Genomic DNA, 24,947 nt, shown 5'->3' on the forward strand with positions numbered 1-24,947 from the left:
GGACTCGACGAACATGCAGCTGAATCGCATCCCCCGCAAACGGCGCCAAACGGGCGTCAGCATGATCGAACTGCTGGTCGCGTTCGTGATCTTCTCGTTCGGCATGCTCGGCCTGGCCGGTCTGCAAAGCCGGACACTCGCCTACAACCAGAGTTCCCTCTTCCGCTCACAGGCCACCGCGCTGGCGGACGACATCCTTGACCGCATGCGCGTCGACCGCGACAACGCGCTGGCCCTGCGGTGGAACACCGAGCTCGCCAGCACGTCCTCGACGATCACGCCGCTGACCTTCATCTACCAGACGGACCTGAAGGACTGGAAGGGACAGATCGAAGCCTTGCTGCCGGACGGCAAGGGCCGCATCACCGTGGCTGCCGATCGGTCGGTGACGATCGAGATCGAGTGGCTCGACAACCGCACTGCGGATTCGCCGCGCCAGAGTTTCACCACCGTGAGCCGGCTTTGAAAGGGTTTCCCATGACATTGCAGACTTCCGCGCCGTCGCGGTTGCGCCAGGCCGGCTTCTCGCTGGTCGAAATGATGGTGGCCCTGACGCTGGGCCTCGTGCTGACCGGCGTGATGACCGCCATCTACCTGACGAGCAAGAGCGCCACGCGCCGTGTCGACCAGCTGAGCACGCTGCAGCAGAACGTGCGGCTGGCCTTCCAGCTCCTGTCCACCGACGCGCGCATGGTGGGTTACCAGGGCTGCTTCACGAACCGCACGTCCGGCTTCACGAACTCGTTGGCCGTCGGCCTGGGCACCAACTTCGCCGTCGGCGTCGAGGGCTACAAGTACGGCATCACCGGCTCGGCGATGACGATGAGCAGCAGCAACCCGGCCAATGTCACCACGACGGCCTCGTGGGAGAACAACACCACGGGCACCAGCAACACCATTCCGCTGGATGCGATTTCCGGTGCCGGTGTCGGCCTGACGCCCGGCAGCGACGTGCTCGTGATCCGGACGATCTCCGGCCCGCCGGTCCGCCTGAAGGCCGCGGCCGTGGGTTCGGCGACGACGTTGAGCATCGAGGACGACGGCACGACGGGCAAGTGCCGCGACGGCACGACCACCAAGTTCTCGGGCCTGTGCACCAACAGCTATGCGCTGATCGCCAGCTGCTCGGCGGCCCAGGCATTCCAGGTCTCCACGGCCGCCACCACCCTCGGGATCGCCGGCAGTGGCCTGAGCGCCGGCAACGTCTATCCGCAGGCCTCGTCGGAGGTGTTTCCGCTGCAGACGGTCGTCTACTACGTCAAGCGCTCGGCCAACAACGTCAACAACAACGGCACGTCGCTCTACCGGCGCACCTTCGACGGCGACAAGACAGGCACGGATGACGGCGTCGAGCAGGAGCTGATCGAAGGCGTCGAGAACCTGCAGGTGCGCTTCGGCCTCGACACGACGACCGAACCCGACGGCGTCATCGACGGCAGCTACGTGGCGGCCAGTGCGGTCGGCGACTGGTCCCGCGTGATCGCGGTGCGCATGAGCCTGCTGACCCACGGCCCTGCCGCTGCGGAAGCCGACGTGACCTTGCCTGCCACCGGCAAGGTGGCCGACGTCACCGTCACCTATCCGACCACCGGAACGCGCTTCGACCGCCGCGTGTTCAGCACCACGGTCGCCGTCCGCAACAAGATCACCTACGCGTCGCCATGAAACTCAAGACCCTGAAGGCCGCCCGTCCCCAGCAGGGCGCGATCCTGATCATCATGATGGTGATGCTGGTGCTGATCACGCTGATCACCGTGTCGGGCTTTCGTGCGACGGCCCTGGACGAGCGCATGGCCGGCAACGCGCGCGACCGCAACAAGGCCTTGCAGGCGGCCGAAGCGGCGGTCCGGGCCTGCCTGCTGCAGGTGACCTCGTCGCCGGTCACCTACCCGGCCGCCAAGATCCTGCTGCCTACCGCGCCGCCGACGAAGGCCAACTGGGACACCGATGCGACGTGGACGGCCAGCGGCGTCGACGTGACGATGACCGGCGCCGGCCTGGCGTCCAACCCGCGCTGCCTGGTCGAGAACATCGGCGGCGGCACCAGCTTCAGGGTCACCGCCCGCGCGGTCGGCGGCTCGGACCTCAGCGTCGTGATGCTGCAAGCCACTTATTCGGCGGACTGAGCGCAAGCCCGGTCGCCCCAACGGAGAACGATGATGAAAACCCCCTCCCGTCACTGGATGCAGCCGAAGCGCGTGGTCGCCGCGGTGATCCTGGAAGTGCTGCTGGCGCACGCCGTGTTTCCCGCCTATGCCACGGTGTCGCAAATCCCCGGAATCTATGTCCCACCGCCGTTGCCCAACGTGATGTACACGCTGGACGATTCGGGCTCGATGACATCGGATGCGATCCCGGACTTCGTCCGCTGCACCGCCGGCATGCCCAACAGCTCGTCGCTGACCGACAGCTACAACTGCGGCGCAGGCAACGAGGGTGGCAACGGCTCCCAGCTACCGTCGATGTGGAAGAGCGGTTCGGGCTACCTGTTGACCACTTACTACCGCAGCGACAACGCCATCGCACGGTACATGCGTTCGTCCTCGGGCAATCCGCTGTACTACGACCCGAAGGTCACCTACCTGCCGTGGCCTGACAAGTCGGACGACACCAAGCGCATGGCCAATGCCAACGTCACGGCGGTCAACATCGACGCGTTGGATCCGACGAACACCGGACGCCAGCTCGACCTGACCACCCGGCAGGGCACCGCCGGAGCAGATGACCAGACCAAGAATTTCTGGCCCGCCACCTACTTCGTCTATACCGACGGCGTCGCGAATCCGCTGCCTGCCGCGAACCCGAACACGACCCTCAACATGGCGTCGAAGTTCGTCAAGTACGAAGTGAAGCCCAGCGTCACGGGCTATCCGCGGGCCGCCGCGCGCACCGATTGCAGCGGAGCCGTCGGCGCCACCGGCTGCACGTACGACCAGGAACTGCAGAACTTCGCCAACTGGCTGCAGTACTACCGCAGCCGCATGCTGATGGCCAAGGGCGGCGTGTCGGCGGCCTTCGCACTGCAAGGCACGAACCTGCGCGTCGGCTTCACGACCATCAACCAGAACAAGTCCGATCCGCGCCGGCCGGTGGCCCAGTTCAGCGGCAGCAACCGCAGCGGGTTCTACACCGATCTCTACAAGATCGGCAACAACGGCAGCACGCCGTTGCGCAAAGCGATGGACGACGTCGGCCAGTACTTCCTGGGCACGTCGACCGCGAGCCCGTGGGCCGAAGACACCTCGAAGCTGGCGGGAAGCTCGGACTCGTGCCGCCGTTCCTTCCACATCTTGAGCACCGACGGCTTCTGGAACGGCAACGACGCCAGTTCACCGGCCAACAACAACAATGACGACTTCACGGGGTCGACACCGGTGCCGTACGGCGGCACGGTCGGCTACACCTATACCGACAGCGGTACCGCGGGAACGCTCGCGGGCCGCTTCTCGGTCAGCCCGTTCAACGACAACAACGCGGCCAACGTCAACACGCTCGCGGACGTGGCTGCGTACTACTGGAAGACCGATCTGCAGACCGGCATCGACAACCGGATCTCCGCCTCGACGCGCGACCCTGCCTTCTGGCAACACTTGACCACCTTCACCGTCGGCCTGGGCATCTCCGGGACCGGCAAGGTGCGTCCCAGGACTGCCGCCACCGACACCAATTCGCTCGGGCAGTACATCGTGCCGCTGACAACCTCGTCGGCTTCTGCCTACTACCCGTACCGTGGGCAGACCTGGCTGTCGTCGCAGGGCCTGCGCGACCTGCTGGTCAAGGACAAGGTGGAGATGATCTGGACGCACGCGACCGGCGACTCTGCCCAGACCGGCGATGACCTGATCCACGCCTCGATCAACGGGCACGGCCGTTATTTCTCGGCCACCAACCCGACCGAGCTGTCCACCGGCATCGCTTCGGCGTTGAGCGAAGCTGTCAACCAACCGCAGGCGACCGCCAACCTGGCGACGAGTTCCACCGCCGCGACCGCCGGCACGCTCGTGTTCCAGCCGACCTACAACCCTTATGGCTGGTCGGGCCGCCTCTACGCGTTCCCGTTGGCGAGCAACGGCGTCGTGAACACCGATCCCGCGGCAGCGGTCTGGGAGGTGTCCAAGGCCATGCCAGCACCCGCCAGCCGCAACATCTTCACCTGGAATCCGCTCGTGGTGCCGAAGGCGGCCACGCAATTCGCGTGGAGCTCGCTCAACGCGAACCAGAAGACTGCGCTTGGCGATTCGACCGTTCTGGATTGGGTGCGCGGCAGCAGTGCGAACGAGGCACAGAACGGCGGCTTGCTGCGCGACCGGGTGCGCGACACAGCGACCGGTGGCGTTCTGGGCGATATCGTCGGCGGCAATCCGATCAAGGGACCGGACGCCGGTGGAGGTTACCAGCGCATGAAGGTCGGCACACCCGGCCAGGACAGCTATGCCGCGTTCCGGTCGCCCTCGTCGACCACGCTGGATGCCATGCGATCGACACTGTTCTTCGGCGCCAATGACGGCATGCTTCATGCCGTCAACACCGCGAATGGCGTCGAGCGCTTCGCTTACGTACCCGATTCCGTCTTCAGCGTGCCGCGCACGCAGTACGCGGGTTCCTTGCAGACGGTGCGCAAGCTGAAGGCCATGTCCGATCCGTCATACAACCATCTGTTCACGGTCAATGGCGCACCGCAGCTGGCAGACGCCTATATCGGGAGCTCCGTCCCGTCGTGGAAGACGGTACTGGTGGCCTCCACCGGTGCGGGCGCGCGCTCCGTGTTCGCCATGGACGTCACCAACCCGGTTGTCGGCTCCGGCGGCTTCTCCAGCAGCAACATATTGTGGGAGTTCTCCGGGGACGACAGCACCAACACGAGTGCCGCTGCGATGGGCAGCGTGCTCAACTATCCCCATGTGGCACGGATGCAGGACGGCACCTGGGTCGCCATGTTCGGCAACGGCTACGACAGCGCCAGCGGGCAGGCTACCTTGTTCCTGCTGAATCTGCAGACCGGCGCAGTGGTGTGGCAGCAGCCGGTGGGCACCACCGGTGCCGGCAACGGCCTCAGCCAGCCGAACTTCCTCCTGAACTCGAACCGCGAGGTCGTCGCGATCTATGCTGGCGATCTGAAAGGCAACCTCTGGAAGTTCGACGTGGACAGCGCGGTGCGGGCCGACTGGAAGGTGGCATTCAGCGGCAAGCCCTTGTACGCAGGCAACCAGAATCAACCCATCACCGTCATGCCGGAGATCAGCTTCCCGCCATCGGGTGGCCAGGTCATCTCGTTCGGGACCGGCAAGCTCTATGAAGCCGAAGACACCGCGACCGACGCGACGAACGTGAATCGGAACACCCAGGCGATCTTCGGCATCTGGGACAAGCCGACGGCAACCACCGGGCTGACCGACACGAGCCTGCTGGTCGCACAGACCTTGAACGCCGGTACCGCCACTGGCTTCTCGGGCACCAGTTCAAAGGACATTGACTGGGCGACCAACCGGGGATGGATGCTCACCCTCACGGGTGGTGCGAGCGGTGAACGGGTGAACGTGAATCCCTCGCAGCAAGGCAACGTGCTGTTCGTGGTGGCAAACACACCTTCGGTCCAGCCCTGCAGTTCCGGCGGTAGCGCGCGCATCTTCGCGCTGGATCCGTTCAGTGGCAAAGCCAAGACCGCGTTCGATGCCAATCGCGATGGCTCGATCAACAGTTCCGACAAAAGCAACAACGTGCGTGAAGTCAACGGCGGCATTCTTTCGCTGCCGCGATTCCTCGATAAAGGCAACGACGGCCTCACGCCGGAGTCGTCGTCCGGCGTCGGCGCTACCGGCGCCGAAGCCGGCGGCAAGGAAAAGGACGTGAACGGCTGTAGCGGCGGCAACTCTTCTGCCACCTTGGTGGCCGGAGTCTCCGACACCACAACGGCCAGCGAGAAAGTTCAGTTGTGTGACGGCAAGGGCCGCGTGACCTGGCGCCAGATCCGATGAACCGCCAAATCCACAGAACCGAGACTCCAGGGAACCTGATCATGCACCGCTATCGAACCAGCGCCGCCGGCTTCACCTTGATCGAGTTGATGATCACGGTGGCGATCATCGGCATCCTCTCCGCCATCGCCTACCCGGCCTACACCGAGCAAGTCGCCCGAAGCCGGCGCGCCGATGCCAAGGCGGCGTTGATGGACGCAGCGCATTGGATGGAGCGCCAGTACACGGTGAGCAGCAGCTATGCAGCCGTCACCGATTCGTCGTTGCCGGCGTTGAAGTCGCCGCTGTCGAACTACTACACGCTGTCGCTCGGGACGGCTTCGGCAGCCTCGGCCCCGACCGCCTCCGCCTACTGGCTGCGGGTGGTGCCGAAGGGCACGATGAGCAACGACCGGTGCGGCTCCATGTCGGTCGACAGCAAGGGCCTGCCCACCGTGTCGGGCACGCCAGGCGTGGACAGCTGCTGGAACCGCTGAAAACTTGACGGGCGGCAGGCTCTCGACGTACCTGCCGCCTCCTGACGGACCGAATCTCTCTGCTCAGCGCGGCAAGTCGCTGGATCCCATCAGGAATTCATCGACTGCGCGGGCCGCCTGGCGCCCTTCGCGGATCGCCCACACCACCAGCGACTGGCCGCGCCGCACATCGCCGGCCGCGAACACCTTGGCGACGTTGGTCGCATAGCCGCCGGTGAAATCGGTTCCGGCTCGCGCATTGCCACGTGCATCCTTGTCGACACCGAACGCATCGAGCACGCTCGCGACCGGGCTGACGAAGCCCATCGCCAGCAGCACCAGGTCGGCCGGCAGCGTCTGCTCGCTGCCCGGCACCTCGATCATCTTGCCGCCCTGCCATTCGACGCGCACCGACTTCAGTGCGCGCAGCTTGCCCTTGTCCTTGCCTTCGCCGCCGATGAACTCCTTGGTGGCGATCGCGAACTCGCGCTCGCAGCCTTCTTCATGGCTGGAGCTGGTGCGCAGCTTGATCGGCCAGTACGGCCACACCAGCGGCTTGTTCTCCTGCTCGGGCGGCATCGGCAACAGCTCGAACTGGGTGACGCTCTTCGCGCCGTGGCGGTTGCTGGTGCCGACGCAATCGCTGCCGGTGTCGCCGCCGCCGATCACGATCACGTGCTTGCCGTCGGCACGCAGCTGGCTCTTCAGCTTGTCGCCGGCGTTCAGCTTGTTCTGCTGCGGCAGGAATTCCATCGCGAAATGCACGCCGTCGAGCTCGCGCCCCGGCACCGGCAGGTCGCGCGACTGCTCGGCGCCGCCGGCCAGCACGACCGCGTCGAACTGCGCCTTCAGCTCGTCGGGCGTGATGCTCTCCTTCGCCCAGTTGGTCACCTTGCTGCCTTCGGGCAGCTTGCCGACGATCACGCCGGTGCGGAACTGCACGCCCTCGGCCTGCATCTGCTCGACGCGGCGGTCGATGTGCGACTTCTCCATCTTGAAGTCGGGAATGCCGTAGCGCAGCAGGCCGCCGACACGGTCGTTCTTCTCGAACACCGTCACGTCATGGCCGACGCGCGCCAGCTGCTGCGCGGCCGCCATGCCGGCCGGGCCGGAGCCGACGACCGCGACCTTCTTGCCCGTCTTCGCCTTCGGCGGGCGCGCCTTGACCCAGCCCTCAGCCCACGCGCGGTCGATGATCGCGTGCTCGATGCTCTTGATGCCGACCGCATCGTCGTTGACGTTCAGCGTGCAGGCCGCCTCGCACGGCGCCGGGCAGATGCGCCCGGTGAACTCGGGGAAGTTGTTCGTCGAGTGCAGCACGTCGATGGCGTTGCGCCATTCGTTGCGGTACACGAGGTCGTTGAAGTCGGGAATGATGTTGTTGACCGGGCAGCCGTTGTTGCAGAACGGCGTGCCGCAGTCCATGCAGCGCGCGGCCTGGATCTTCGACTCGTCCGCCTTGAGCCCGATCACGAACTCGTTGTAGTTCTTCAGGCGCGTCTGCACGGGCGCGTAGCCCTCTTCCAGGCGCTCGTACTCCATGAAGCCGGTGACTTTTCCCATGATCTCTTGAAACTCCAGACAGTTGGGCTCGGGCCTGAATCAGGCCTTGGCGCGGCTCTTCGGGCCGGTCTTCTCGGGGGTGCTCTTCTCGGGCGACTTCGCCTTGGCGATCGTGTCGTCGACCTGCTTGGCCGCGTTGATCTCGCCGAGCGCACGCTTGTATTCGCTCGGGAAGACCTTCACGAATTTGCCGCGCGACTCGGCCCAGGTGTCGAGGATCTCGCGCGCTCGCAGGCTGCCGGTCCAGCGGTGGTGGTCGTCGAGCAGCTTGCGCAGGATCGCCTCGTCGGTCTGGCCCAGGTGCCACACCGCCTTGTCGACCGAAGCCTCCTGCTCGGCAGCGCCCAGCACCTTGTCGAGCTGCACCATCGCGGTGTTGCAGCGCTTCGCGAACTGGCCGTCTTCGTCGAACACGTAGGCGATGCCGCCGCTCATGCCGGCCGCGAAGTTGCGCCCGGTCTTGCCGAGCACCGCCACCGTGCCGCCGGTCATGTACTCGCAGCCGTGGTCGCCTGTGCCTTCGACGACCGCGGTCGCCCCCGACAGGCGCACCGCGAAGCGCTCGCCGGCGACGCCGCGGAAGAAGGCCTCGCCGCTGGTCGCGCCGTACAGCACGGTGTTGCCGACGATGATGTTGCGCGTCGCGTCGCCGCGGAAATCGATGCTCGGGCGCACCACCACGCGGCCGCCTGAGAGGCCCTTGCCGGTGTAGTCGTTCGCGTCGCCGATCAGGTACAGCGTGATGCCCTTCGCGAGGAACGCGCCGAAGCTCTGGCCGCCGGTGCCCTCCATCTGCATGAAGATCGTGTGGTCGGGCAGGCCTTCAGGGTGGCGGCGCACCAGCTCGCCGGACAGCATCGCGCCGACCGTGCGGTTGACGTTGCGCGTCTCCTCCATGAACTGCACCTTCTCGCCGCGCTCCAGCGCGGGCAGGCACTTCTGGATCAGCTTCACGTCGAGCGCGCGCGCCAGGCCGTGGTCCTGCTCCTCGACCTGGCGACGCGCCACGTCGGCCGGTGCCGTCGGCAGGTGGAAGATGCGCGAGAAATCGAGGCCGCTGGCCTTCCAGTGCGAGATGCCCTTGCGGGTGTCGAGCAGGTCGGCGCGGCCGATCAGGTCGTCGAACTTGCGGATGCCCAGCTGCGCCATGATCTGGCGCGCCTCTTCGGCGATGAAGAAGAAGAAGTTGACGACGTGTTCGGGGCGGCCCTGGAATTTCTTGCGCAGCACCGGGTCTTGCGTGGCCACGCCGACCGGGCAGGTGTTCAGGTGGCACTTGCGCATCATGATGCAGCCCTCGACGACCAGCGGCGCGGTCGCGAAGCCGAATTCATCCGCGCCGAGCAGCGCGCCGATCACCACGTCGCGGCCTGTCTTCATCTGGCCGTCGGCCTGCACGCGCACGCGGCCGCGCAGCCGGTTCAGCACCAGCGTCTGCTGGGTCTCGGCCAGGCCGAGCTCCCACGGCGTGCCGGCATGCTTGATCGAACTCCACGGCGACGCGCCGGTGCCGCCATCGTGGCCGGCGATCACGATGTGGTCGGCCTTGGCCTTGGCCACGCCGGTCGCGATGGTGCCGACGCCGACCTCGGACACCAGCTTCACGCTGATGGCCGCGCGCTGGTTCACGTTCTTCAGGTCGTGGATCAGCTGCGCCAGGTCCTCGATCGAATAGATGTCGTGGTGCGGTGGCGGCGAGATCAGGCCGACGCCCGGCACCGAGTAGCGCAGGAAGCCGATGTAGTCGGTGACCTTGCCGCCCGGCAGCTGGCCGCCTTCGCCCGGCTTCGCGCCCTGCGCCATCTTGATCTGGATCTGGTCGGCCGACGACAGGTACTCGGCCGTGACGCCGAAGCGGCCCGACGCCACCTGCTTGATCTTCGAGCGCAGCGAGTCGCCCTCTTGCAGCTCGTAGTCGGCCTCGATCACCTTGTTCGCGATCACGTCGCTGACCTTGGTGCCGGCGCTGATGCGGATGCCCTTCAGCTCGTTGCGATAACGCGCCGGATCCTCACCGCCTTCGCCGGTGTTCGACTTGCCGCCGATGCGGTTCATCGCGACGGCCAGCGTCGCATGCGCTTCGGTGGAGATCGAGCCGAGCGACATCGCACCGGTCGCGAAGCGCTTGACGATCTCGGCCGCCGATTCGACCTCGTCGAGCGGGATCGCCTTGGCCGGGTCGACCTTGAACTCGAACAGCCCGCGCAGCGTCATGTGGCGGCGCGACTGGTCGTTCACCAGCTGGGCGTATTCCTTGTAGGTGTCGAACTTGTTCGCACGCGCGCTGTGCTGCAGCTTCGCGATCACGTCCGGCGTCCACATGTGCTCTTCGCCGCGCACGCGCCAGGCGTATTCGCCGCCGGCATCGAGCATGTTCTCGAGCACCGGGTCGTCGCCGAAGGCGGCGCGGTGCATGCGGATGGCTTCTTCGGCGACCTCGAACACGCCGATGCCGCCGACCTGGCTCGCGGTGCCGCGGAAGTACTTGTCGATCAGCACCTTGTCGAGGCCGATCGCCTCGAAGATCTGCGCGCCGCAATACGACATGTAGGTCGAGATGCCCATCTTGGACATGATCTTCGACAGCCCCTTGCCGATCGCCTTCACGTAGTTGTAGATGGCCTTGTCGGCCGACAGCTCGCCCGGCAGTTCCTTGTGCAGGCCGATCAGCGTCTCCATCGCCAGGTAGGGGTGCACCGCCTCGGCGCCGTAGCCCGCCAGCACCGCGAAGTGATGCACCTCGCGTGCCGAGCCGGTCTCGACCACCAGCCCGGCCGTCGTGCGCAGGCCCTCGCGCACCAGATGCTGGTGGATCGCCGACAGCGCGAGCAGCGCGGGAATCGCGACGTTGTCGCGGTTCATCGCGCGGTCGCTGATGATCAGGATGTTGTGGCCGCTCTTCAGCGCATCGACGCTCTCGGCGCACAGCGACGCGAGCTTCGCCTCGACGCCCTCATCGCCCCACACGAGCGGGTAGGTGATGTCGATCACATGGCTCTTGAACTTGCCGCGTGTGTGCTTCTCGATCTCGATCAGCCGCTCCATGTCGGCAAAGTCGAGGATCGGCTGCGACACCTCGAGCCGCATCGGCGGGTTCACCGCGTTGATGTCGAGCAGGTTCGGCTTCGGGCCGATGAACGACACCAGCGACATCACGACCGCTTCGCGGATCGGGTCGATCGGCGGGTTCGTGACCTGCGCGAACAGCTGCTTGAAGTAGTTGTACAGCGGCTTGTTCTTGTCCGACAGCACCGCGAGCGGCGAGTCGTTGCCCATCGAGCCGGTGCCCTCCTCGCCGGCCTGCGCCATCGGGCTCAGCAGGAACTTGATGTCTTCCTGCGTGTAGCCGAAGGCCTGCTGGCGGTCGAGCAGCGATTCGCCGAACTCGCGCGGCTCGCCGGTCAGCTCGATCGAATCGAGGCGGATGCGCACGTTCTCGATCCACTGGCGGTAGGGCTTGGCGAGCGCGAACTGGTTCTTCAGTTCCTCGTCGTCGATGATGCGGCCCTGGTCGAAGTCGATCAGGAACATCTTGCCGGGCTGCAGCCGCCACTTCTTGATGATCTTGTTCTCGGGAATCATCGGCAGCACGCCGGATTCGGAGGCCATCACGACCAGGTCGTCGTCGGTGACGATGTAGCGCGACGGGCGCAGGCCGTTGCGGTCGAGCGTGGCGCCGATCTGGCGGCCGTCGGTGAACACCATCGAGGCCGGGCCGTCCCACGGCTCCATCATCGCGGCGTGGTACTCGTAGAACGCGCGGCGGCGCTCGTCCATCGTCGCGTGCTGCTCCCAGGCCTCGGGGATCATCATCATCGCGGCGTGCGCCAGCGAATAGCCGCTCATCGTCAGCAGCTCGAGCGCGTTGTCGAAGGTGGCGGTGTCGGACTGGCCTTCGAAGGTGATCGGGTAGAGCTTGTTCAGGTCGTCGCCGAGCACCGGCGACTTCATCACGCCTTCGCGGGCACGCATCCAGTTGAAGTTGCCCTTGACGGTGTTGATCTCGCCGTTGTGCGCCACCATCCGGTACGGGTGGGCCAGCGGCCACTCGGGGAAGGTGTTGGTCGAGAAGCGCTGGTGCACCAGCGCCAGCGCCGACATCACGCGCGGGTCCTGCAGGTCCTTGTAGTACTTGCCGACCTGGTCGGCCAGCAGCAGGCCCTTGTAGATGATGGTGCGGCAGCTCATGCTGGGCACGTAGTACTCGCGGCTGTGCGTGAGCTTCAGGCGCTGGATCGCGCTCGACGCCGTCTTGCGGATCACGTAGAGCTTGCGCTCCAGCGCGTCCTGCACGATCACGTCGGGGCCGCGGCCGATGAAGATCTGGCGCAGCACCGGCTCCTTCGCGCGCACCGTCGGCGACATCGGCATCTCGGCATCGACCGGCACCTCGCGCCAGCCCAGCACCACCTGCCCTTCGGCGCGCACCGCACGCTCGAGCTCTTGCTCGCAGGCCAGGCGCGAGGCGTGCTCCTTCGGCATGAAGATCATGCCGACGCCGTACTCGCCGGGCGGCGGCAGCTCGACACCGTGCGCGGCCATCTCGGCGCGGTAGAACTCGTCGGGGATCTGGATCAGGATGCCGGCGCCGTCGCCCATCAGCTTGTCGGCACCGACCGCGCCGCGGTGGTCGAGGTTCTCGAGGATCTTCAGGCCCTGCGCAACGATGCTGTGCGCCTTGTGGCCCTTGATGTGGGCGACGAAGCCGACGCCGCAGGCATCGTGCTCGTGCTCGGGGCTGTACAGGCCGTGCTCGGCCGATTGCTGCAATTCAGCGGCGTCAGTGGGAGATGCCCCACCTTGGTCGGCCTGGGTCATGGCGAACTCCGTCCGGAAATCTGGAATGGGCCGAAGAATACTGCAGCGCAGCAGGCGCTTCAATCGATTTAAATGGGGTCAGACACCTTTTATTCGATTGACCCGGGTCGGCGATATTTAAATAGGGACAGATCAAGCGGGCGCTTTCGGCGGCCTCCCGCGAGGGCGCGCCGCCAGCCGGCGGCTCGTCACTTGCGAGAGGTTGTCGATGAAGGAGGCTTCGCCCAGCGGCCATCCTTGTGCGACGGCGCGCCGAAAGCGATCGGCCTCGACGGAGGAGCTGCCCTGCTCGAACCACGTTCGGTATTTCATCTCCCGGTCGAATGGCGTGTTTCCCAGGGCCCAATAGAGGGGGTGGTCGCTCACTGCGGGATCGGTTGCCTGCCCAAGGTGGTGCGCCGCGCTGGAGGCGCGCAGGTCGGGCACGGCCGACTCGACGTAGCGCATCGCAGCAAGCAAGTGCCGTTCCCCGTCGATCGGCACCGCGCGGAAGCGGCCGTCCCAGAGGCTGCCGGAGCGGCCGTGCCGGCGGTTGAACGCCAGGCCGTGCTGGCGCCCGAGCGTCTGCATCAGGCGGCTCAGTGAATCGGCGGTGCTTGGCGTCGCGAGCAAGTGCACTTCGCCCGCTGCCAGCCCGTAGGCGTGGATCGCGACGCCGCTCGCCTTCGCCGCGTCGGCCAGCATCCGCAGGAAGCCCTGCGTGTCGGCCTCGTCGATGAACACCGGCTGGCCGTTGTGGCCTCGCTGCTGCACGAGGTGCGGCTGGCCGGGGATGCACAGGCGGGCGAGGCGCGCCATGGCTCAGTCGAACAGGCGGCGGCCCGTCAGCCGCTCGTGTTCGCGCAGCGCGTACCGGTCGGTCATCCCCGCCACGTAGTCGGCCAGCTGGCGCAGCCCGGCCGGGCGGGACTCGCCGGCAGGGATCCATTCCGCCGGCGCATCGCGGTAGGTCGCGAACAGCTCGCGCACCACCTGCTTCGCCCGGTCGGTGGTCGCCACCACCTGCGGATGCCGGTACAAGTTGTGCCGCAGGAAGCGCTTCAGCGCGATGCTGTCGGCTGCCATCTGCGCACCGAAGCAGATCATCGCCGGCGCCCGGCGCACCTCTTCGACCGTGCGCGGCGCGTGCAGCGCGATCGCTGCGGCACTGGCGGCGAGCACGTCATAGACCTGGGCCGACAACATCCGGCGGATGCTCTCGAACAACAGCCGCTTGCCGCGCAGGCCGGGGTGCGCCGCCAGCGACTCCGACTTGTGCCGCGCGAACAGCGGCACCTCGTCGAGCTGCTCGAGCTTCAGCAAGCCCGAGCGCACCCCATCGTCCACATCGTGCGCGTTGTAGGCGATCTCGTCGGCCAGGTTGCACAGCTGAGCCTCCAGGCTCGGACGCAGCCGCGCGACGAAGCGGTGCGCGACGCCGTTCGGCTCCCTGGCCTCCAAGCGCGCGGCAGCCGCGCCGGAGCAGTGCTTCAGGATGCCCTCGCGCGTTTCGAGCGTCAGGTTCAGGCCGTCGAACTGCGGGTAGCGCTCCTCGAGCGAATCGACGACCCGCAGGCTCTGCAGGTTGTGCTCGAAGCCGCCACTGCGAGGATCCGCGGCGAGCAGGCAGTCGTTCAGCGCATCCTGGCCGGCGTGGCCGAACGGCGTGTGGCCCAGGTCGTGGGCCAGCGCGATGGCCTCGACCAGGTCTTCGTTCAAGCCGAGGCTGCGGGCGATCGAACGGCCGAGCTGGGCCACCTCGAGCGAGTGCGTCAGCCGTGTGCGGAACAGATCGCCTTCGTGGTTCAGGAACACCTGCGTCTTGTAGACCAGGCGCCGGAACGCCGTGCTGTGCACGATGCGATCGCGGTCGCGCTGGTACTCGCTGCGGGTCGGCGCCGGCGGCTCGTGCAGCCGGCGACCGGCGCTGTGCCGCGGGTCGCAGGCATACGGTTGCCATCCTCCGGCCACAAGCATGCCCGACATGGCTCAGGCCGCGTGCGCCGCCAGCACCTCGCGCACGACGTCGTCAGGGGCCGGCCGCAGCGCGGCGCGTCCCGGCGCATCGATCACGACGAAGCGGATCTCGCCGGCTTCGGACTTCTTGTCGACGCGCATCAGTTCGAGGTAGCGCTCGGCCCCCAGATTCGGGCCGCGGATCGGCAGCCGTGCGCGCTCGACCAGCCGCGTGATGCGCTGCGCATACGCCGCATCGATCAGGCCGAGGCGGTGCGACAGGTCGGCGGCCATCACCATGCCGCAGCCGACGCCCTCGCCGTGCAACCAGGTTCCGAAGCCGAGCCCGGCCTCGATCGCATGGCCGAAGGTGTGGCCGAAGTTCAGGATCGCGCGCAGCCCGGATTCGCGCTCGTCCTGCCCGACCACCCAGGCCTTGATCTCGCACGATCGCTTGACGGCGTAGGCCAGCGCCTTCTTGTCGCGCGCCAGCAGCGCATCGAGGTTGTCCTCGATCCAGCCGAGAAAGGCGTCGTCGGCGATCGGGCCGTACTTGATGACCTCGGCCAGTCCGGCGGAGATCTCGCGGTCGGGCAGCGTGTCGAGGGTGTCCAGGTCGGCGATCACGCGCAGCGGTTGGTAGAACGCACCGATCATGTTCTTGCCGAGCGGGTGGTTGATCGCGGTCTTGCCGCCCACCGAGGAATCCACCTGGGCCAGCAAGGTGGTAGGCACCTGCACGAAGGGCACGCCGCGCATGTAGCAGGCCGCAGCGAAACCGGTGATGTCGCCGATCACACCGCCGCCCAACGCGTACAGCACGGTCTTGCGGTCGGCGTTCGCCCGCAGCAGCGCGCCGAAGATGCGCTCGAGCGACGACCAGTCCTTGTGGATCTCGCCGTCGGGCAACTCGATCAGCAGGCACTGCGCATGGCGCTGCTTCAGCAGGTTCTGCAGCCGCTGAGCATAGAGCGGCGCCACCGTCGGGTTGGCGACGATCACAGCCGCGTTGCCGGCGGGCAATCCATCGACGGACGCCCGGTCCGACAGCAGGTTCGCACCGATCAGGATGTCGTAGCTGCGTTCCCCCAGCTCGATCTTCACGCAGTCAGTCTCGACGTTCATTCGTCGAGTTTAGCGTCCGTCGGTCTTCGGATCCGCCCCGGTCACCGGGCCAACAGCGTCGCTCGCATCGACGACGCCGGCCAGCTGCAGCTGGGAGAGGATCGTGTTCACCAGGCTTTGCACCGTCGGGCGACCGATGTCCACCACATGGTGTGCGGTCTGGCGGTACAGAGGGTCACGCTCGCGCAGCAATTCCTGCAGGCGCCGCAAGGGGTCGGGCACCTGCAGCAACGGCCTGTGGGTGTCGTTGCGCAGGCGCCGGTAGAGCTCTTCGGGAGAGGAGCGAAGGTAGAAGACAACGCAGGCCCGGCGCAACGCTTCCCGGTTCTCGGCTCGCAGCACCATGCCGCCGCCGGTGGCGATGACGAGCGAGTCCCCCTGCGTCAACTCGCCGAGGGCTGCAGCCTCCAGATCGCGGAAGCGAGCCTCGCCCTCGCGCTCGAAGAAGCTGCGGATGGACTCGCCGAGGCGGGCCTCGAGGCGCGCATCAGTATCGACAAAGGTCGCACCGAGCCGGCGCCCCAGCAGCTTGCCGGCGGTGGACTTGCCGCTGCCAGGCATGCCGACGAGTGCGATCGATTGGCGCACGGCTGATCCTTGGAGACAGGGAAACGGGAAGCCCGGAATCAGAAACGGCCGCAATCCTGTGCAGGATCTGCGGCCGGTGGGAGCGTATCGGAGATCGGAAGTTCAACCTCGGAGACGTCGCTCGGTCAGGGAGTTGCCGCCTTTGCCGAAGTCACCTTGACGGTCGCCACGTTCCCAAGCGCATCGGTCACCACCACATTGCCTGGGCTCAGACACGTCCCAGGAAGAACCGTCAGCTTGAAACTTCCCCCCTTGGTGCCGAGCGAGCTGGGACTGAATTGGATGTTCTCAGGAAAAGTCGACGCTATCGAATACGGGGCCACGCCACCCACAACGATCACATTCCCCGAACCACCAGCACAGAAGAGTATGACCGCGCCAGTCGTCGGGTCCGTGATCGGATTCCCATTTTCGTCAGCGAGTGGCGTGCTGCCAGTGAAGGTCACCTCGGTCGGAATCGTGGCGAACGCTGTCGGCGATCCGGACTCGTCGTCACTAGTTCCGCCGCAAGACGCCAACATGAGCATCGCCAGCGTTCCTGCCGCCACCCGATTGATCACACCATAGTTCATTTCAAGCACCTGATTGTTTCGTGTAGCCATGCGTCGCAGGCAGTCCTTGCGCACGCCCTCAAATCGGACCGGCGTGCGAGCTTACCTCACCGCACTGCGATCGCTCACGACCTTCGGCGTGATGAAGATCAGCAACTCGGTCTTCCTCGACGATTTCGTCTTGGACTTGAACAGGTTGCCAAGGAACGGGATGTCACCGAGATACGGCACCTTCGTCACACTCTCCTGGTCATCCTGCGTGAAGATACCGCCGATCACGACCGTGCCGCCATTCTCTACCAGCACTTGCGTGCGCACATGCTTGGTGTCGATGGCCAGACCTTGCGAGGTGACCTGGCCCACGGTGTCCTTGGTCACATCGAGATCCAGGATGACGTTGCCTTCCGGCGTGATCTGCGGCGTGACTTCGAGCTTCAGGTTGGCCTTGCGGAATTGGATCGCCGTCGCGCCGCTGGAGGTGGCCGTCTGGTACGGCAACTCGGTACCCTGTTCGATCAGCGCCTTGACCTGGTCGGCCGTGATGACTCGCGGGCTCGACAGGATCTTGCCCTTGTTCTCAGCTTCCAATGCCGACAGCTCGAGGTTCAGGAAGCGGTTGGCGCCGACTCCGAACAGCGACAACGCGAAAGTCGCAGCGTTGTAGTCGTTCTGCTTCACGGCCGGCAGATTGACGAAGTTGGTGTCGCTGAATGCCAGCGGCGGAGTGGTCTGTCCGGTTTGCACGCCAACGGCATTGATATTGCCGCCGACGCCGACACGGGTGTTGCCTCCCGCATTGAAGCCGGCAACCCCGCCATTGAGCCCGCGCAGGTCGGAGTAACCCAGCTTGGCGCCCAGCGACCGACCGAAGCTGTCATTGGCCTCGACGATGCGCGCCTCAATCAGCACCTGCCGCACCGGCACGTCGATCTTGGCGATCATCGCCTGTATTTCCTCGAGCTTCGACGGAATGTCGCTGACGAACAGCTGGTTGGTGCGGGTTTCGAAGATCACGCTGCCGCGGGTCGTCAGGATGCGCGACGCGGCTCCACTGCCACCCGCCGTGTTCTGGCCGGTCAGGCCCTTGGCCACTTCTTCGGCCTTCGTGTAGTTGAGCTGGAATGACTGCGTGCGCACCGGCTCCAGGTTGGCGATCTGCGCCTTCGCCTCGAGATCGATCTTCTCTTTCGATGCGAGTTCGTCCTTCGGCGCGATCCAGATCACGTTGCCCGACTTGCGCAGCCCCAGGCCCTTGGCCTGCAGGATGATGTCGAGTGCCTGATCCCACGGCACGTCCTTCAGGCGCAGCGTCACGTTGCCGGTGACGGTGTCGCTCGTGACGACGTTGAAGTTGGTGAAGTCGGCAATGACCTGCAGCAGCGCGCGAACCTCGATGTTCTGGAAGTTCAGAGACAGCTTCTCACCGGCGTAGCCCGGGCCTTGCACCAGCTTGTTCGGATCCACCTTCTGCTGGCGCACTTCCAGCACGAACTGGTTGTCGGTCTGGTAGGCGCTGTGCTCCCAGGCACCGCGCGGCTCGACGACCATGCGCACGCGGTCGCCGTTCTGGAAAGTCGAGACGCTTTGCACCGGCGTGCCGAAATCGGTCACGTCGAGCTTGCGGCGCAGATTCTCCGGCAGGTTCGAGCGAAGGAATTCGACCACCAGGCTCTGGCCCTGCTGGCGGATGTCGACACCGACCTGGTTGTTCGGCAGGTCGACCACGACCCGGCCCGCGCCATCCTGGCCACGGCGGAAGTCGATGCCCTTCAACGGCATCGGCGCGTCGTTCAGGTTCTCCGCGAACCGCGTCGACTCACCCGCCACCGGCGACTTGGCCGCGGAGACGGCGCCGCCGACCGGTGCCGAAGATTCCATCACCACCACCAGCACCTTGCCTTCGAGCTGGGCACGGTAGTTCGACGGCGTCTTCAGGTTCAGCACCAGGCGCGTGCGGTCACCCGACTGCGCGATGTTGATCGACCGGATGTTGCCCTGGTTGATGTCCAGGTTCGACTTGCCCATCGCATTGCCGACACCGGGCAGGTCGAGCGCGATGCGCGGAGGCGTCTGCACCGTGAAACCGGTGGGCACGGCCGCCAGCGGCTCGGACAGTTCGATGCGCACGACCTCTGCGCCCGCCTGTTGAGAGCTGTTGATGGACTGGATGGCGTTCTGCGCCCACGCAGACAAGGACGCGCCGAAGAGCAACGCGAGCGCAACGCTTCGAACTTGCCACTTACCCATGATCTGTTTCTCCTGCATGTTCTTCACCGCGCCCGTTCCTGAAGCTGAAGTGAGCTCGTACGCTCGATCCACTCACCCGCCGCGTCCTGCACGATTTCGCGCAACGAGACGTCCGTCTCGGAAATCTTGGTGACCTTGCCGTAGTTCTGGCCCAGGTAATCACCTGTCTTCACCTGGTACAGCAGGTTGTCGACCCGCAGCAGCGCATAAGGACGCCCCTGCTTGCTGACGCTGCCGACCATGGCCATGCTGTCCAGCGGATAGGCTTCGAGTGGTTCCTTGCGGCGATTGATTTCCGCGGCCAGCAGCGAATTCGGCTGCCGGGATTCCTGCTTGATCGCCACCGTCAGCTTCTGCGTGCTGAACGGCTCGACGCCGGCACCGGCCAGGTAGGCCTGCGGGTTGAATTTCTTCGGCGGCGACAGCGGCGTCACGTTCGGCTTCACCTCGCGGCGTTGCTGCTCGATCCATTGCTGGAGCTCATCCTGCGCATCGCCACAGGCGGTCAGCGCAAGCACCGTGATGGCGCAAGCGCAGGCGGTTGCCGGCCAACGCAAAGTGGTTCCCATCATTTCTTCGCTCCCGCGGCCTTGGCAGCTGCCTGACGCTGCGCCGTGACCTCGTTCGGATCCAGGTAGCGGTAGGTTCTGGCCGTCGCGTCCATGCCCAGCAATCCCGTGGTGTCCTTGCCGCCGGCATACGTGATCACCATGTTGTGCAGCGTCACGATCCGCGAGAGGTTGGCCACATCGGCCGCGAACGCGCCGATGTCGTGGTAGCGCCCGGTCACGCGGATCGAGATCGGCAGCTCGGCGTAGTAGTCCTTCACGAGCACCTGGCCGGGGCGGAACAACTCGAACTGCAACCCGCGGCCGAGGCCGGCCTGGTTGATGTCCGACAGCAGCGCATCCATTTCGGCCTTGCCGGGTAGTTGCTTCTCGAGCTGGGTCACGTACTCCTCGACCTGCAGCTTCTGCTTGCGCAATTCATCGAGGTTCACGGCCTGAGCCAGCTTGCCCCGGTAGTCCTGCTTCAGGACGGGCTCCTTGTCGCGCTCTGCCTGCAATTGGTCGTCGACCCCGGTCAGCAGCAGGAACCAGCCCACCACGACGACCATGATGGCCAGCGCCAGCCAGGTCGCGAGCTTGGGAAGCATCGGCCATTGGCCGGGTTCATTGGGATTCAGCCCCCGGAATTGCGAGGCGGCAGCCCCGAAGACCGAGTTCAGATCGACGTTGACGGATTTCGCTTTCGTTGCCATGGCGTCTCGATGGTCAGGGCTTCTTCGCAGCGACGGCGGCGCTGGCCGGAGCACCCGGCACGGGGGCCGAGGCAGCAGCTGCAGCCGCGTCGACATCCTGCGGGCGCTTGATGGTCACGCGCATCGAGAAGTCGAACAGGCGCTTTTGCTCGCGGCTGGCCGTCTGCACGACCGCCGCCTTGATTTCGACCAGCTCCGGCTTCGTCAGCCATTCGGAGTTGTTGCCCGTGTTTCTCAGCAGTTCGGACACGCGCTCGTTGGTCTGCGCGATGCCGTTGAGTTGCAGCACCTGACCTTCTTGCTTGATGCTGCTGAAATAGACACCTTCCGGCGTCTGCTTGACGAGTTCGTTGAGCACGTGCACCGGCAGGTTGCGATCGATCTGCAGGTCTTCGACCGCTTTCTGCCGCGCCTTGAGCGCATCGATCTCGGCACGCAAGGACGCAATGTCCTTGATCTGTGCCTCGAGCTTGCGGATCTCGGACGTCAGGAAATCGTTGCGGTGAACCTGGTTCTCCGTCATCTGCTGCAGTACCAGGTACCACATGCCGACGGCAGCGAGGCCCGCCGCAGCGGCCAGCGCCAGGCCGAGGAAGAACGCCGCCTTGCGCCGCTTGCGCTTTTCTTCGCGGTGCGGGAGTAGGTTGATCAGAATCACTGCAAGAACCTCCGCATCGCCAGCCCACAGGCCGTGAGGTAGGAAGGCGCTTCACGGCGCAGCTTGCTCTCGCGGACCGCGGAGCCCAGCTTCATGTTTTCGAACGGGTTGACGACCATCGAAGCGAAGCCGGTCAGCTCGGTGACCCGGTCCTTCAGCCCCGGCAGGGTCGCCGTGCCACCAGCCAGCATCACGTAGTGCACCTTGTGGTGCGGCGTGCTGGTGAAGAAATACTGCAGCGCGCGGCCGATTTCCTGGGACAGGCTGTCGACAAACGGCACCAGCAGCGACGACTCGTAGTCCTCAGGCAGCTCGGCCGACAGCTTCTTCTGCTCGGCTTCCTCGAACGAGAAGCCGTACTGGCGGGAGATCAGCTGCGTCAACTGCGATCCGCCGAAGGCCTGGTCGCGGTCATAGAGCATCTCTTCGTCGCGCAGCACCTTCAGGCTCGTGGTGTCGGCGCCGATCTCGAACAGCGCGACCAACGCATCCTTGCCTTCGTTCGGCAGCGCTTCGATCAGCCGACCCATCGCCAGGCGCGAGGCATGCGATTCGATGTCGAGCACTGCAGGCTTCAGGCCGGCCGCTTCCGCGAGGCCCTGGCGATCCTGCACGCGGTCCTTGCGGGACGCGGCGATCAGCACCTCGACATCGCCCACCGACGTGGGGCTCGGCCCGATCACCGAGAAGTCAAGGCTCACCTCGTCCAGCGAGAACGGAATGTATTGGTTGGCTTCGGATTCGACCTGCAGCTCGAGCTCTTCTTCGCGAAGGCCGGCCGGCAGCATGATCTTCTTCGTGATCACCGCCGATTGCGGCATCGCGAGGACGACCTGCTTGGTCTTGGTGCCACTCTTGGTGACCACGCGACGCACCGCATCGGCCACTTCGTCGAACTTCTCGATCTGGCCGTCGGTGATCCAGCCCTTCTCGAAGCTTTCGGAGGCAAAACGCTCGAGTACATACTCACCGGAGGCGCTCTGGCCCAACTCAACCAGCTTCACACTGGACGAGCTGATATCCAAGCCGATCATCGGTGGATGCTTTCGGCCTAACAACAGGTCTAGGAAGCTCAAGGGGCCATCTCCCAACGCGACACGAACCGACGACCGAATTGGCTGCGATACGTGCGCTGGATTGTTAAGAAGTTACTTCAATGCTAGCAGTAAACCCTTTGTGGAACAAAGATTTTTCCTTTTCTTGCAACCCGTCTGCGTTGCGAAAGCCTGACGAATTCTGGCGCCAAAAAATGTCATTTCGGGTCAACCCTAGGCACCCGGCGACACAAGCTGCCAAGCAGTTCACGGTCGATGCGGACCGGTCAAAGTCGCTTCATATAATCGGCTCGACCACTGTTGGAGTCCCATGAGCGAATTCGAGGGCCCGTCCGAGCGCCCGGAAGCCGGCCCGAACCGCCGATCGTCTTCTTCCACCCCCTCGTCCCTGCCCGCGTGGGCCCGCTGGGTGGGCCGCGCGCTGTTGTGGCTGATGGGAGGCGCGCTGGCGGGCGTGCTCACCGTGCTGCTGCTGATCGGCATCGCGCTGTCGGTGGCCTACCCGAACCTGCCGCAGGTCAGCGGCCTCGTCGACTACCGGCCGAAGCTGCCGATGCGCATCTATTCGGCCGACGGCGTGATGCTCGGCGAATACGGCGAGGAGCGCCGCAACTTCACGCCGCTGGCCCAGGTGCCCAAGGTGATGCAGGACGCGGTGCTCGCGATCGAGGATGCGCGCTTTTATCAGCACGGGGGGGTCGATTACAAGGGCGTGCTGCGGGCCGGCCTCGCGCAGTTCAACGAATCGCGCAGCCAAGGCGCCTCGACGATCACGATGCAGGTGGCGCGCAACTTCTACCTGTCCACCGAGAAGACCTTCACCCGCAAGATCTATGAAATCCTGCTGGCGCTGAAGATCGAGAGCCTGCTCAGCAAGGACCAGATCCTCGAGATCTACATGAACCAGATCTTCCTCGGCCAGCGCGCGCACGGTTTCGCGGCGGCCAGCGAGATCTACTTCGGCAAGCCGCTGAAGGACATCACGATCGCCGAGGCCGCGATGCTGGCCGGCCTGCCGAAGGCGCCGTCGGCCTACAACCCGATCGTCAACCCGAGGCGCGCGACGCAGCGCCAGCTCTACATCATCGACCGCATGCTGGAGAACGGCTTCATCACGCCGGAGCAGCACGATGCCGCGCGCGCCCAGCAACTGAAGTACCGCGCCGCCCCCGAAGTGGTCGTTCACGCCGAGTACGTGGCCGAGGCGGCGCGCCAGATGATCTTCTCGCAGTACGGCGAAGAGGCGTACACGCGCGGGCTCAACGTCTACCTGACCATCCAGTCGGCCGAGCAGACCGTGGCCTACCGCTCGCTGCGCAAGGGGATCATGGATTACGAGCGCCGGCAGGTGTACCGCGGCCCCGAGGCCTACATCGACCTGCCGGCCAACGTGAAGGACCTCGATGCCCGCATCGCCGAGGCGCTGGTCGAGCACCCCGACAACGATGAACTGCGCGCCGCCGTGGTGATCGAGGCGAGCCCGCGCAAGGTCGTCGCGGTGCTGCAAAGCGGCGAAGCGCTGACCGTCACCGGCGAGGGCCTGAAGCCGGCCACCTCCGGCCTGGCCGAGAAGGGCAACCCGAAGACGCAGATCCGCGCCGGCGCGGTGATCCGGCTCGTCAAGCTGCCGAAGGGCGACTGGTCGATCACCCAGCTGCCGGAGGTCGAAGGCGCGTTCGTGTCGCTCGATCCGCGCACCGGCGCGGTGCGCACGATGGTCGGCGGCTTCGACCATGCGAAGAGCAAGTTCAACCACGTGACGCAGGCATGGCGCCAGCCGGGGTCGAGCTTCAAGCCGTTCATCTACTCGGCCTCGCTCGAGAAGGGCTTCACGCCGGCCACCGTCGTCAACGACGCGCCGCTGTTCTTCGACGCCGGCACCACCGGCAGCCAGCCCTGGGAGCCGAAGAACTACGACGGCACCTTCGACGGGCCGATGTCGATCCGCCGCGGCCTCGCGAAGTCGAAGAACATGATCTCGATCCGCATCCTGCAGGCGATCGGCCCGGCCTATGCGCAGGACTGGATCACGCGCTTCGGCTTCGACCCCGACAAGCACCCGGCCTACCTGACGATGGCGCTCGGCGCCGGCTCGGTGACGCCGCTGCAGATGGCCTCGGCCTACGGCGTGTTCGCCAACGGCGGCTACCGCATCAACCCGTTCCTGATCAGCAAGATCACCGATGCGCGCGGCCATGTGCTGAACGAGGCGGTGCCGCAGGTGATGGACGAGAGCACGCGCACGCTGCCGGCGCGCAACGCGTTCGTGATGGACAGCCTGCTGCAGGAGGTCACGCGCTCGGGCACGGCGGCCAATGCCCAGCGGACGCTGAAGCGTCCCGACGTGTACGGCAAGACCGGCACCACCAACGACTCGAACGACGCCTGGTTCGCCGGCTTCCAGCGCAGCGTGGTCGGCGTGGTGTGGATCGGCTACGACAACCCGCGCAAGCTGGGCGACCGCGAGACGGGCGGCGGCCTGTCGCTGCCGGTGTGGATCGACTACATGCAGCAGACGCTGAAGGGCGTGCCGGTCGAGGAGCCGTCGGCGCCCGAAGGCGTGGTCAACATGGGCGGCGAGTGGTACTACGAGGAGTACACGCACGGCAGCGGCGTCAGCAGCCTGGGCCTCGAGGAGAAGCTGCCGACGCCCCCGTCCGAAGAAGAGAAGAAGGGGATCCTCGATCTCTTCAAGCGCTAGGGTTCAGGCGCTAGC

General features: G+C 65.7%; 19 protein-coding genes. 7 read left to right on the forward strand and 12 right to left on the reverse strand.

Features of this window, described 5'->3' with window-relative positions; translation table 11 throughout:
• The first annotated feature begins 13 nt into the window (after nucleotides 1-13).
• The 5 genes from pilV to ACXJLU_RS10150 are packed head-to-tail and all read left to right on the forward strand — an operon-like array spanning nucleotide 14 to nucleotide 6,451.
• The gene (gene pilV / locus ACXJLU_RS10130; protein ID WP_457330435.1) at nucleotides 14-466 is read left to right on the forward strand and encodes a type IV pilus modification protein PilV; all 453 of its coding nucleotides are present in this window, start codon (nucleotides 14-16) and stop codon (nucleotides 464-466) included.
• A gap of 11 nt (nucleotides 467-477) precedes the next feature.
• Complete coding sequence (locus tag ACXJLU_RS10135) at nucleotides 478-1,665, forward strand: PilW family protein (protein WP_457330437.1); 1,188 nt, start codon at nucleotides 478-480, stop codon at nucleotides 1,663-1,665.
• Nucleotides 1,662-2,126: a pilus assembly PilX family protein gene (locus ACXJLU_RS10140; protein WP_457330439.1), complete on the forward strand. Its 465-nt coding sequence runs from the start codon at nucleotides 1,662-1,664 to the stop codon at nucleotides 2,124-2,126. Before ACXJLU_RS10135 ends, ACXJLU_RS10140 begins: the two co-directional genes overlap by 4 nt.
• 33 nt (nucleotides 2,127-2,159) lie before the next feature.
• On the forward strand, nucleotides 2,160-5,975 hold the full coding sequence (locus tag ACXJLU_RS10145) for a pilus assembly protein (RefSeq protein WP_457330441.1): 3,816 nt from the start codon (nucleotides 2,160-2,162) through the stop codon (nucleotides 5,973-5,975).
• A gap of 41 nt (nucleotides 5,976-6,016) precedes the next feature.
• Nucleotides 6,017-6,451 (forward strand): type IV pilin protein, encoded by a 435-nt coding sequence (locus ACXJLU_RS10150; RefSeq protein WP_457330443.1) that lies wholly within the window; start codon nucleotides 6,017-6,019, stop codon nucleotides 6,449-6,451.
• A gap of 63 nt (nucleotides 6,452-6,514) precedes the next feature.
• On the opposite strand, the gene ACXJLU_RS10155 is transcribed toward ACXJLU_RS10150, so the two are convergent.
• The 11 genes from ACXJLU_RS10155 to ACXJLU_RS10205 form a co-directional block, all read right to left on the reverse strand.
• Nucleotides 6,515-7,993: a glutamate synthase subunit beta gene (locus ACXJLU_RS10155; protein ID WP_457330445.1), complete on the reverse strand. Its 1,479-nt coding sequence runs from the start codon at nucleotides 7,991-7,993 to the stop codon at nucleotides 6,515-6,517.
• A gap of 39 nt (nucleotides 7,994-8,032) precedes the next feature.
• Entirely contained in the window at nucleotides 8,033-12,811 is a 4,779-nt protein-coding gene (locus tag ACXJLU_RS10160) for a glutamate synthase-related protein (RefSeq protein WP_457330447.1), read from the reverse strand.
• A gap of 132 nt (nucleotides 12,812-12,943) precedes the next feature.
• On the reverse strand, nucleotides 12,944-13,609 hold the full coding sequence (locus ACXJLU_RS10165; RefSeq protein WP_457330449.1) for a transposase: 666 nt from the start codon (nucleotides 13,607-13,609) through the stop codon (nucleotides 12,944-12,946).
• Nucleotides 13,610-13,612: 3 nt separating this feature from the next.
• Nucleotides 13,613-14,776 carry a deoxyguanosinetriphosphate triphosphohydrolase gene (locus ACXJLU_RS10170; protein WP_457330451.1) on the reverse strand — a complete coding sequence of 388 codons (1,164 nt, stop codon included), beginning with the start codon at nucleotides 14,774-14,776 and terminating at the stop codon, nucleotides 13,613-13,615.
• A 3-nt stretch (nucleotides 14,777-14,779) separates the two neighbouring features.
• The gene (gene aroB, locus ACXJLU_RS10175; protein WP_457330453.1) at nucleotides 14,780-15,871 is read right to left on the reverse strand and encodes a 3-dehydroquinate synthase; all 1,092 of its coding nucleotides are present in this window, start codon (nucleotides 15,869-15,871) and stop codon (nucleotides 14,780-14,782) included.
• 9 nt (nucleotides 15,872-15,880) lie between these two features.
• Nucleotides 15,881-16,459: a shikimate kinase gene (locus ACXJLU_RS10180; RefSeq protein WP_457330455.1), complete on the reverse strand. Its 579-nt coding sequence runs from the start codon at nucleotides 16,457-16,459 to the stop codon at nucleotides 15,881-15,883.
• 125 nt (nucleotides 16,460-16,584) lie between these two features.
• Nucleotides 16,585-17,061 (reverse strand): hypothetical protein, encoded by a 477-nt coding sequence (locus tag ACXJLU_RS10185; RefSeq protein ID WP_457330457.1) that lies wholly within the window; start codon nucleotides 17,059-17,061, stop codon nucleotides 16,585-16,587.
• Nucleotides 17,062-17,112: 51 nt separating this feature from the next.
• Nucleotides 17,113-19,275 carry a type IV pilus secretin PilQ gene (locus ACXJLU_RS10190; protein WP_457330507.1) on the reverse strand — a complete coding sequence of 721 codons (2,163 nt, stop codon included), beginning with the start codon at nucleotides 19,273-19,275 and terminating at the stop codon, nucleotides 17,113-17,115.
• 5 nt (nucleotides 19,276-19,280) lie between these two features.
• On the reverse strand, nucleotides 19,281-19,826 hold the full coding sequence (locus ACXJLU_RS10195) for a pilus assembly protein PilP (protein WP_143171851.1): 546 nt from the start codon (nucleotides 19,824-19,826) through the stop codon (nucleotides 19,281-19,283).
• Nucleotides 19,826-20,518, reverse strand: coding sequence for a type IV pilus inner membrane component PilO (locus ACXJLU_RS10200; protein WP_457330459.1), 693 nt, complete (start codon nucleotides 20,516-20,518; stop codon nucleotides 19,826-19,828). Before ACXJLU_RS10200 ends, ACXJLU_RS10195 begins: the two co-directional genes overlap by 1 nt.
• 13 nt (nucleotides 20,519-20,531) lie before the next feature.
• Nucleotides 20,532-20,957, reverse strand: coding sequence for a PilN domain-containing protein (locus ACXJLU_RS10205; protein WP_457330461.1), 426 nt, complete (start codon nucleotides 20,955-20,957; stop codon nucleotides 20,532-20,534).
• A gap of 63 nt (nucleotides 20,958-21,020) precedes the next feature.
• On the opposite strand from ACXJLU_RS10205, the gene ACXJLU_RS10210 reads away from it, so the two are divergent.
• On the forward strand, nucleotides 21,021-21,161 hold the full coding sequence (locus ACXJLU_RS10210) for a hypothetical protein (RefSeq protein ID WP_457330463.1): 141 nt from the start codon (nucleotides 21,021-21,023) through the stop codon (nucleotides 21,159-21,161).
• An 11-nt stretch (nucleotides 21,162-21,172) separates the two neighbouring features.
• Here the strand turns inward: ACXJLU_RS10210 and ACXJLU_RS10215 are convergent, their stop codons facing one another.
• Entirely contained in the window at nucleotides 21,173-22,210 is a 1,038-nt protein-coding gene (locus tag ACXJLU_RS10215) for a pilus assembly protein PilM (protein WP_073469014.1), read from the reverse strand.
• A 331-nt stretch (nucleotides 22,211-22,541) separates the two neighbouring features.
• Between ACXJLU_RS10215 and ACXJLU_RS10220 the strand changes: the two genes are divergently transcribed.
• A complete protein-coding gene (locus tag ACXJLU_RS10220; RefSeq protein WP_457330465.1) occupies nucleotides 22,542-24,932 on the forward strand; it encodes a penicillin-binding protein 1A in 2,391 nt (796 codons plus the stop codon).
• Nucleotides 24,933-24,947 lie beyond the last annotated feature (15 nt).

It is taken from the genome of Rhizobacter sp. P5_C2 (genome assembly GCF_054049715.1).